Source organism: Mesobacillus stamsii, from assembly GCF_030814065.1.
Taxonomy (GTDB): domain Bacteria; phylum Bacillota; class Bacilli; order Bacillales; family Cytobacillaceae; genus Mesobacillus; species Mesobacillus stamsii.
The window spans coordinates 73,142-83,919 of sequence record NZ_JAUSUN010000014.1 but is presented as its reverse complement, the minus strand read 5'-3'; the positions used below and the strand labels follow the sequence as shown (position 1 = coordinate 83,919).

General features: G+C 39.8%; 8 protein-coding genes. All 8 read left to right on the top strand.

Features of this window, described 5'->3' with window-relative positions:
* The first annotated feature begins 614 nt into the window (after positions 1 to 614).
* The 8 genes from J2S25_RS12365 (at position 615) to J2S25_RS12330 (ending at position 10,755) form a co-directional block, all read left to right on the top strand.
* Entirely contained in the window at positions 615 to 2,006 is a 1,392-nt protein-coding gene (locus J2S25_RS12365; protein ID WP_307192051.1) for an FAD-binding oxidoreductase, read from the top strand.
* 4 nt (positions 2,007 to 2,010) lie between these two features.
* Positions 2,011 to 2,985: a bile acid:sodium symporter family protein gene (locus J2S25_RS12360; RefSeq protein WP_307192050.1), complete on the top strand. Its 975-nt coding sequence runs from the start codon at positions 2,011 to 2,013 to the stop codon at positions 2,983 to 2,985.
* A gap of 117 nt (positions 2,986 to 3,102) precedes the next feature.
* Positions 3,103 to 5,043 (top strand): sigma-54-dependent Fis family transcriptional regulator, encoded by a 1,941-nt coding sequence (locus J2S25_RS12355; protein WP_044394024.1) that lies wholly within the window; start codon positions 3,103 to 3,105, stop codon positions 5,041 to 5,043.
* A 263-nt stretch (positions 5,044 to 5,306) separates the two neighbouring features.
* Positions 5,307 to 6,296 (top strand): thiamine pyrophosphate-dependent dehydrogenase E1 component subunit alpha, encoded by a 990-nt coding sequence (locus tag J2S25_RS12350; protein WP_044394026.1) that lies wholly within the window; start codon positions 5,307 to 5,309, stop codon positions 6,294 to 6,296.
* 25 nt (positions 6,297 to 6,321) lie between these two features.
* Positions 6,322 to 7,338: an alpha-ketoacid dehydrogenase subunit beta gene (locus J2S25_RS12345; protein WP_307192049.1), complete on the top strand. Its 1,017-nt coding sequence runs from the start codon at positions 6,322 to 6,324 to the stop codon at positions 7,336 to 7,338.
* A 71-nt stretch (positions 7,339 to 7,409) separates the two neighbouring features.
* Entirely contained in the window at positions 7,410 to 8,816 is a 1,407-nt protein-coding gene (locus J2S25_RS12340) for a dihydrolipoamide acetyltransferase family protein (RefSeq protein ID WP_307192048.1), read from the top strand.
* Positions 8,817 to 8,932: 116 nt separating this feature from the next.
* Positions 8,933 to 9,280, top strand: a complete 348-nt coding sequence (locus J2S25_RS12335) for a hypothetical protein (protein ID WP_307192047.1) — start codon at positions 8,933 to 8,935, stop codon at positions 9,278 to 9,280.
* A gap of 107 nt (positions 9,281 to 9,387) precedes the next feature.
* On the top strand, positions 9,388 to 10,755 hold the full coding sequence (locus J2S25_RS12330; RefSeq protein WP_307192046.1) for an amino acid permease: 1,368 nt from the start codon (positions 9,388 to 9,390) through the stop codon (positions 10,753 to 10,755).
* Positions 10,756 to 10,778: the final 23 nt, after the last annotated feature.

The following is a 10,778-nucleotide window of genomic DNA, read 5'->3' as shown; positions in this document are numbered from 1 at the left end:
ATAGAAACAAAAACTCTTGGAACAAGAGGGTTAGCTCGGTCAGTTTTCGTTGGCTAGCAAAAGCAACGATAAGTCGAGAAGCCCCCACTTCAAGCCACCTGTAAGGGTGGTAAGTGGTGGGAGTAGTTCACGAGAAGATCATTCCATCTTCGCTTATGAACGAAGGAGCTTAGACGAAAAGCTTATTGTTTTATGTAATTTCAATAAAAAGGATAGGTTCATTGAAGATGAGCTACTTATAAGGGAAGTGGAAGATGCGCAATTAATTATTCAAAATTATCCGGACATAGATAAAATGGATAGGTTAAGACCTTTTGAAAGTAGGGTCTTTTATAAGGTATGAAATTAGAGCAGTAATTTCCAGAGTTTCATTTATTATTCTTTTATTAATTTAATAAACAATTGAAACGTTTCAAAAATCCACCAATTTGAAGATCGGTGGGTTTTTTCTGTTTTAATCTTAAGCAGCGCTTTAATAAGTAAATAATCAAACCAAAAAGTTTTGGGTGAATTGTTGAATTTTTCCGATTACTTAGTATAATTGACTTTAACTTGTTGGAGCAATTTTATCTTTGGTTTGACCAAATTTACTGTGGTAGAAAGAAGGGGAATTGATGGAAACAGATAGTATGAACATCGTACATGCTTTAAAGAAGGTCCTTTCTGAACAGCAGGTATCGGCAAATCAGTCAGTAAGAGAATTGCATGGCCGTGATGAATCATACCATAGGGAAAGCCTTCCTGATCTTGTTGTTTTTCCGGAAACAACAAAGCAGGTTAGTGAAATTGTAAACCTTGCAAACAAATTTAAAGTTCCATTGGTCCCTTTTGGTCTTGGAACCAGTCTAGAGGGCCATGTCATACCATACGAACATGGCATTACAATTGATTTTTCGCGTATGAATAAAATCGTCGAGGTACGTGAAAAGGACTTCCTTGTCAGGGTACAGCCCGGTGTAACGCGTACGCAGCTGAACAAAGAATTAAAAAAATATGGACTGTTTTTCTCTGTGGATCCTGGAGCTGATGCGACATTGGGCGGAATGGCAGCTACCAATGCAAGCGGAACGACTTCTGTCAAATATGGGGTCATGCGAGACCAAGTGCGTGATCTTGAAGTAGTCCTCGCGGATCGTTCGATTATACATACTGGAAATTTGGCCGCTAAGTCCTCATCAGGATACCATTTGAATGGTTTATTTGTAGGTTCAGAGGGGACGCTAGGAATCTTTACTGAACTGACTTTAAGAGTATATGGAATACCTGAGCACATAATGGCGGCAAGAGCTTCTTTTCCTTCATTGAATGATGCGGTTGAAGCGGTTGTTTCCATTTTACAGTCAGGTGTGCCGATTGCCAGGGTAGAGCTTGTCGATGAAAATTCCATAAGGCAGGTGAACCTGTATAGTGAAACTAGCTATAGCGAAACTCCAACACTATTTTTGGAGTTTCACGGGAATGAAGCAGGTTTGAAGCAAGATATAGAGTTCACAACAGAAATCGTTGAAGAACATTTTTGTTTGGATATTCAATTTGAAACAGAGAATGCAACGAGGAATCGGTTGTGGGAGGCACGGCATAATCTTGCTTATGCTTTTATCCATGGCCACCCTGGTAAGAAGATGATGGTGACGGATGTATGCCTTCCGATTTCAAAGCTATCAGGTGCAATAAGCCATGCAAGGGAAGCTGTTGATTCACTCGGTCTGACCGGAGGAATCCTTGGTCATGTCGGAGATGGAAACTATCATGTTCTCCTAATGATTGATATGAGTAATCCTGAAGAGATTAAAAGGGCTGAGCAGCTCAATGAAAAAATTGTCCTCTATGCCCTTGAGCAGGGTGGAACTTGCACAGGTGAACATGGAGTAGGTGTTGGTAAGCAAAAATATCAGCAAAAAGAACATGGACTTGCCTTAGTGGTTATGGAGAAAATCAAAAAGGCTCTTGATCCGGATAACCTTTTTAATCCAAATAAAATTCTGAATAAAAATGAAAGAGTGTGATCACATGAAATTATTAGAAGCGATCAGTACTATTGCAGGAAAATATTTTGCAGTTTGGGTTATTTTAACTTCGACGTTTGCGTTTATGGTTCCAGGTCCATTTTTGGGGCTGGGAAACTATATCACCATTCTGCTTGGCGTAGTCATGTTTGGAATGGGACTCACATTGAAGGCGGTGGATTTTAAAATCATTTTTACCAAACCGCTACCGGTTATTATTGGAGTTTGTGCACAGTTCGTCATCATGCCGTTTGTTGCTTTTGCCATTGCAAAACTAATGAATTTGCCCGCAGAATTGGCAGCTGGCCTCGTACTGCTTGGGTCTGTTCCAGGAGGAACTTCATCTAACGTTATGGTGTATCTTGCAAAGGGAAATGTACCTTTGTCCATTGCGATGACTTCCGTTTCAACACTATTGGCACCCATCATTACACCGCTACTATTGCTTTTGCTGGCAGACCAATGGATGCCGGTTGATGCTGTAGCGATGTTCATGTCAATTGTCCAAGTAATTATTGTTCCGATTATTTTAGGACTAGTAGTTAAGAAATTTTTCCCGGTTGCAGTGAAAAAAAGTTTAGCGGTTTTACCACTTATTTCAGTTGCAGCTATTATTACAATTGTGGCTGCTGTCGTTTCTGGCAATGCAGCTACCATTGCCGGATCAGGGTTGTTGATCTTTACCTCCGTCATGCTTCACAATGGATTTGGACTTCTACTTGGTTATTTTACAGGAAAAGTACTTGGTCAGGATGAAGTGAACCGAAGAGCGATTGCGATAGAAGTTGGAATGCAGAACTCAGGACTAGGCGTTGCACTTGCGACCGCACACTTCGGGCCGCTAGCTGCGCTTCCAAGTGTTCTTGCAGCTGCCTGGCACAATATTTCCGGACCGATCCTTGCCACTTATTGGGCTAAAAAACCTGTCATTAACAGAGATGAAAAGACTGCAGTCCCTCCAGTCGGAGTTAAGCTTTAGAAATGTATTTAGGTGCCTAATCCTCTTAAAGATTAATATGGAAAGGGAGCAGGCACCTTTCTTTTCAATGGATTTCAGTATTCGGAAAAGGAAAGATTTACAGGAGTGGGTGAGTTGATGAATATAATTGAGTTAGGAAAAAATGATAATTTGTTAATTAAACCCCAGCGTGTCAATTTAAATTTTTCTGCGCTGATAAATCAATCTTTGTTAAGATCCATGGAAAACAATATTGATCCCGATATGGAAAAGGGAAAGGTTTCGAAGGAGAGTTTGAACAAGAGTAGAGTAAAAAATACTGAATTGATAGAAACTAGTTTGCCATTAATGAGAGATATTTACAAAATGGTTGAAGGTACTGGATTTATGGTTGTTCTCTGTGATCAAGATGGGTTACTTTTGAAAACCATTGGCGACAAAGATATTTTAAAAAAAGCCAATAAGATTTCTTTTGTAGAAGGTGCTGATTGGAGTGAAGAGACGGTCGGAACGAATGCAATTGGCACATGCATCAAAGAAAGGGTTCCTCTTCAGGTAGTTCACGACGAACATTATATGAAAATCTGTCAGGAATGGACATGTTCAGCATCTCCGATTTATGGCCGCAATAGAGAGATGATTGGCGTATTAAATGTTTCCGGTCCTTATGAAAAAGTCCATCCTCATACTCTCGGGATGGTTGTATCTATTGCCAGAGCCGTAGAAAATCTTTTGGAACTTAAGGAAAAAATCCGCCGGAATGAGTTGATGCAAAGCTATTTAGAGGCAACGGTGAATTCGCTTACATCCGGAATTATTCTAGTCAGTCTCCAAGGCGACATTATTCAGGCAAACAAAACATTACTGGACATGATTCAGTTAGGAGAAGCTGAACTAATCGACCAAAAGATAGAGCATGTTTTTGAGAATAAACTTTTTTCGGATGGTGTAAGTATATTTGGAGCTATTAAAGATAGGGATATAAGGTTGAGATTTAAAGGAGGAAAAAGTCCCATTCATGTTCTTCTAAATAGCAAGCCGGTGTATCAAGGGCAGTCTCAAATTGGCTCCTTGTTAATCTTTCAGGAAATTCAAAAGGTTCGCCAACTTGTCAACAAACTTACCGGAAACAGAGCCAATATCACCTTTAAAGAAATCATCGGGGAAAATGCGCTTTTTATTCGGAGTATTAATGAAGCCATTGCGGCATCCAATTCACCTTCTAATGTATTGCTGTTGGGTGAGAGCGGAACTGGAAAGGATTTGTTTGCACAGGCTATTCATAATGAAAGCAAACGACGAAACATGCCTTTTATTGCGATTAATTGCGGAGCGATACCAAGAGATTTGTTAGGAAGTGAATTATTTGGCTATGCCGACGGCGCCTTTACAGGAGCGAGGAAGGGCGGAAGTTCGGGGAAGTTCGAGCTTGCTGACGGTGGGACAATTTTTCTGGATGAAATTGGAGAAATGTCATTGGATATGCAAGTACTTCTTTTACGTGTTTTACAAAATAGGGAAATAACCAGGGTTGGTGGACATAAAGTACTTCCTGTAAATGTTCGAATCATTGCTGCCACAAATAAAAATTTAAAGGAAGAGGTCCAGAAAGGAAATTTCCGGCATGATTTATATTTCCGACTAAATGTCCTGCCAATCAAAATTCCTAGCATAAGGGAGAGGGGAGATGATTCCCAGCTATTGGCTTCCCATTTTATTGATCTGTATAGCAGGAAAATTGCAAGAAAGATTGAAGCAGTTCATCCTTCTTACATGGAGGCGATAAAAAAATATAATTGGCCTGGAAATGTACGTGAACTTCAAAATGTAATTGAAAGGTCTTTGAATAGAGTTACAAGCGATATTTTATCTATTGATACTCTTCCCGAGGAAATTCTATCCATTTATGAACAGAATGCACCTCACAATGATTCTAATAGTACAAAAAACATGATACAAAAACAAATGCTCGTTCAGGTTTTACTGGATTGTAATTATAATTATAGTAAAGCAGCAAAAAAGTTGAACATATCGCGGAGTACATTATACAGATGGATGGAACGTTTTAATTTGAAATAAATAGTGTCTCATTTTGTGTCACTGTATCGAAATAAACGATACATTTTGATACAAAATGGGACACTTTTTTGTAAACCAACGATCCCAGAGAGCATCTTAAAAAAACGAAATAAAAAAGGGAAGAGTTTTTATCTCCAGAGAAGTACTAGTTTTAAAGTTAAAATAGAAATCATTTCTTTCCATTCATGAAAGCGTTTACTATTTTGGCATGCTTCTTGCAAATATATAGTATGAGTTAACAATTAATAGAAGGGAGATTCAAAATGTCTATTCCTAAGGAGAAATTACTCTGGATGTATCAAACGATGGTGAAAAGCCGTTATTATGAAGAATTGCTTGTAGAAGCGTATTCTGAGGGGAAGAAACCAGTATTTAATATTGGTGCAGGACCTGTTCCGGGTGAAATGCATCTGTCAAATGGACAAGAACCCGCAGCAGTTGGAATCTGCGCTCATTTAACTGAAGACGACACAGTTGCATCACCGCATCGCCCTCACCACCATGCAATCGCAAAGGGTGTCGATTTAAAAAGAATGACTGCCGAAATTTTTGGAAAGGTCACAGGACTGGGAAAAGGAAAAGGCGGTCATATGCATTTGTTCGATCCGGCGGTGAAATTTTCTTGTGGAGGGATTGTCGCTGCAGGGATTCCACAAGCGGCAGGCGCTGCTTTGGCTGCAAAACAAAAGGGAAAAGACTGGGTTGCCGTTGCCTTTATCGGAGAAGGTGCAGTCAATGCTGGTGCCTTCCATGAATCCATGAATCTTGCGGCACTTTGGAAGCTGCCATTAATCGTAGTTGTTGAAGACAACTCATGGGGAATTTCCGTACCGAAGACAGCTTCCACTGCGATATTTTCTAATGATAAGCGTGCCACGGCCTATGATAATACAAAGGGATACTATGTAAAAGATAATGATCCTATGGAGATGTACATGGCTTCCCAGGAAGCTGTTGAAAGAGCTCGTAGAGGAGAAGGTCCGTCGATCATTGAAATCGAGACGTACCGTTTTTTAGGACATTTTCAAGGTGACCCGGAATTATACCGTGAAAAAGATGAGGTTCCTGCTTTACTAACAAAGGATCCTATTGAAAAATTGAAAAACCATCTGATAAACGAGGAACTAGCAACCGAAAATGAACTTGAGCAATTGGAAAATGAAGCAAAACATGATGTTGATGTTGCGTTTGAATATGCAAGGCAAAGTGAATATCCACTGCCAGAATCAGCTTTACAAGATGTGTTTTGCTAATTTACTAAGATAGGAGTTGGATAAGATGCAAACAACGAAACGCATGCTTACAGGAAATAAAGCAATGGCTGAAGCGATTGCTCAAGAAATGGAACGCGATCCCAACGTATTCGTGCTTGGAGAAGATGTTGGGAAATATGGCGGCATTTTTGGAGCAACTCAAGGCCTTCTCGAGAAATTTGGTGAAGAACGAATAAAAGACACACCTATTTCCGAGACAGCATTCATTGGTGCTGCAATTGGTGCTGCAGCAGATGGGATGAAACCGATTGTGGAGCTGATGTTTGTCGATTTTTTTGGTGTTTGTATGGATCAAATTTATAACCATATGGCTAAAATTCCTTATATGTCTGGCGGCTCTGTTAAATTGCCAATGGTGCTAATGACTGGGGTTGGCGGCGGATACAGCGATGCAGCACAACATTCTCAAACATTATATGCAACGTTTGCACATTTGCCAGGGATGAAGGTTGTTGCCCCTTCAACTCCTTATGATTTGAAAGGAATGATGACTTCGGCAATCCGGGACGAAAATCCTGTAGTGTTCATGTTCCATAAAACTTTGCAGGGATTGGGTTGGATGGATCAGGTCGAGGAGTCGGTAGGGGAAGTGCCGGAAGAATCCTATTTGGTGCCTTTAGGAAAAGCGAAGGTTGTAAGAGAAGGCACAGATGTAACAATTGTGGGAATACAAATGATGACTCATCAGGCAACTGCCGCGGCAAAAATACTAGAAGAGAAGGGGATCAGCGCAGAGGTTATCGATATTCGTTCACTCGTCCCGCTCGATAAAGAAGCGATATTGTCCTCAGTGCGTAAAACTCACCGACTGGTAGTCGTTGACGAAGATTATCTTTCATTTGGTTTTACCTCTGAAATTGCCGCAATTGTAGCGGAAGAAGCGCTTTACGAGCTGGAAGCCCCAATCAAACGATTGGCTATTCCCGATGTTCCGATTCCATATAGCCGAGATCTAGAAAAATACGTCATCCCAAATGCACAGAAAATTGCAGACGCTGTTGTTAAATTAATGGAAGAATAAAAGACGTATTAGCAACAGACGGCTGTTCATAAGTGGAATAGCCGTCTTTCGTTTTCCAGGGAGGAATGAAAATGCAGGATATTAAAACTTTACATCAACTAAAATTACCACAGCTCTCAGAAACAGATGAAGAGAGTCTTATTGTATTTTGGCATAAATCTGAACAGGATGTAGTCAAAAAAGGCGACGTTATTGTGGAAGTGCAGACCGAAAAAGCCGTTAATGAGATTGAATCAGATATTGATGGCGTAATTGCTCAAATTCATAAAAATAGAGGGGAGGTAATTAGTGTCGGTGAAGTTCTAGTAAGTATTTGGCCTGATGAAGGAAAAAATGATGAAACGGCTATTCCAAACAGCCAGGCTGATGAATCACCCAAACCTATCCAGCAAGCCAATGATCCAGAGAAAAGCTATTTTGTCAAAGCTTCTCCTCGTGTCAGGAAAATTGCGAGGGATTTAGGTGTCGATTTAACAGTTATAAAAGGAACGGGGAAAAAAGGAGAACTAACAGTTGAAGATATCCAAAATGCTGCAAATGCTCCAAAAAAACAAGAACCTGATGAGGAATTTTCCAAGGAAAAAACGAGAGTGATTGCATCTCCATCCGTTCGGAAGCTTGCCAGAGAAAAAGGTATTGACCTTGATGAAGTCCAAGCATGGTCCACCAATGGCAGAATCCATCGGGAAGATGTTTTAAAATTTGCTGAGGGAAAAGACTATAATCCGCAACAAGTATCAATAGCACAGCAATCAGCACAAAATAGTAATGATGATGATATGGAAAGAGTCAAGCTGGCAGGAATCCGAAAAGCAATTGCCAGAGCTATGACCCATTCAAAGCAAACTATTCCGCATGTAACCCATTTTTCCGAAGCAGACGTAACAGCATTAGTCTCTCACAGGGACAGGATAAAAAAGGCTGCCAATGCAAAACAAATCAAGCTAACTTATCTGCCTTATGTAGTCAAAGCCTTAACAAGTGCATTAAAAGAATTCAAGGAACTAAATGCAGCAATTGATGAAGGCGAAGAGACTATTCTCTTTAAAAAGTTTTATAACATTGGTATTGCTACCCAAACAAATAATGGACTCGTAGTTCCTAACATTAAGGATGCCGACCGTAAAAATATCTCCGGACTAGCCAGGGAGATAGAGTTCTTGACTTCATCAGCCAGAAACAGTAAATTAGCACCGGAACAAATGAAAGGTGGAACATGTACTATCTCAAATATTGGATCGGCAGGTGGGCAGTGGTTTACTCCAATCATTAACCATCCAGAAACATCTATTCTTGGAATAGGAGAAATTGTAGAAAAACCAATTGTCAAAGATGGAGAGATAATCATTGGAAAGATGATGCCACTTTCTCTTAGTTATGACCATCGAATCATTGATGGCGTGATTGCGCAAAAGGCATTGAATCATATAAAGAAACTATTGGAAGATCCTGAATTGTTATTGTTAGAATTGGATTGATTATTAAAAATCAGCTTAGCTTTTATCCCTATTTCCTTAAATGAAAAACCTCGTTCGAATAGATTTTTTGGATTTGGAAAATCTAATTGTATCGACCATTTACAGGGGGATAGGATATGTCTGTCATTGTTATTCAAACATTTGAATTGAAACAAGATAAGTTCGAGGATGGAATCAAAAATTTGCGCTTGATTCAAAATTTCCGGAATGAACAATATGATCATCGAGTAGAGCTTTTGTCCCCGATATCTGGGGAAGATCATACCTATGCGTTGGTTTCTACCTATGAAGGGTTGGCAGAAATGGAACTTCAAAACAAGAAAATGTTTGAAGATGAAGAGTTCAAAGAGCTGATTGGTGAATTTTTTCTGGAGAATATTGTACAAGGAAGCATTTATTCACAGTTATACCGCACCATAACTGGACTTAGCAAGGACTCAGAAAAGGATAAAAGCAAAAAATAACTCGAAAAAAGCCGTTTCTTAAAGGAACGGCTTTTTTGTATTTACTCACATAATATCTCGATTCGAGAAAGATAATACTTATGGAGAAAAGGGGGGGAAAAGAAGGAATGGACTTTTTTTTGCCATCTGCAAAGTCAAAGAGTGAGGATCACACAAGTGATGGAGATTTAAAATGGTGGCAATTGTCTCTCATAGGGGTGGGTTCTACAATTGGCACTGGTTTTTTTCTAGGATCAGCAATTGGGATCAAAATTACCGGGCCATCCATCGTTCTCTCATTTATCCTGGCGGCTATTGGTACGTACATTGTTTATAATCTATTGGCGAAAATGACAGCAGCGGACCCGCAGGATGGCTCTTTTTGCTATTATGCCAATAAGGCTTACGGAAGATGGGCAGGATTTAGCAGCGGTTGGAATTATTGGAGTTCCAATATCCTGATTATGGGAAGCCAGCTAACCGCCCTATCAATTTTATCCCAATTCTGGTTTCCTAACATCCCTATATGGATTTTTGCAACTGGTTATGCAGTACTATCAATCGTGGTGGTGTTAACTGGAAATAAAGGTTTTGACAAGGTAGAGGATTTCCTTGCAGTGATGAAAACGGCTGCGATTATTATGTTTATCCTGATTGTGGTTGCGGCTCTTTTCGGATTATTCCACCTTGAAGCACAGAAGCTGAATATACCGAACTCCACACAAAAATTTTTCCCTAACGATTTTAAGGGGTTTTGGTCTTCGCTAATTTACGCCTTTTACGCATATGGAGGCATAGAGGTAATTGGATTAATGGCACTCAGATTAAAGAAGAAGGAAGATGCTCCAAAAGCTGGCATGATCATGTTAATTTTTTTGGTCATTTTGTATGTGCTTTCCTTGGGCCTTGCTGTCCTTCTGGCTGCACACGGAGATTTTAACGATAAGGAGAGTCCGTTTGTTACTGCCCTAAGTCCATTCAGGCTTGGATTCTTTCCGCATGTCTTTAATGCAGCGATTATTCTTGCCGGTTTTTCAACCATGACGGCTTCTTTATTTGGAGTGACAACTTTGCTCGTGACGCTGGCTGAAGATGGAGATGCTCCGAAAATCTTTGCTAAAAAAATTAAAAGGTGGAAAAGTTTACCTTTACCGTCACTAGGACTAGCCATAGTAGGGTTGATTGCTTCAATTGTTACCGCGCTCTTGCTTCCTGGAAAAATTTATGAATATATTACAACTGCAGCAGGAATCCTCATATTATTCAACTGGGCATTCATTATCCTCTCAGGGCTAAAATTAGTGGAATTAAAGGCGTGGGGAAAAATTCTTGCTATCATTGGAATCGTTCTTATACTGGCAGCAGTAATAGGCACATTGGCTGAAAAAAGCATACGAATGGGATTTTTCATTAGTATTATTGTTGTTTTCCTAATTGGATTGATTTCGTTTTTTTTGCAAAAAAAAGTATGGAATAAAGCACATGGAGCAAAATAATACAAATCATGATAATTGGAGGA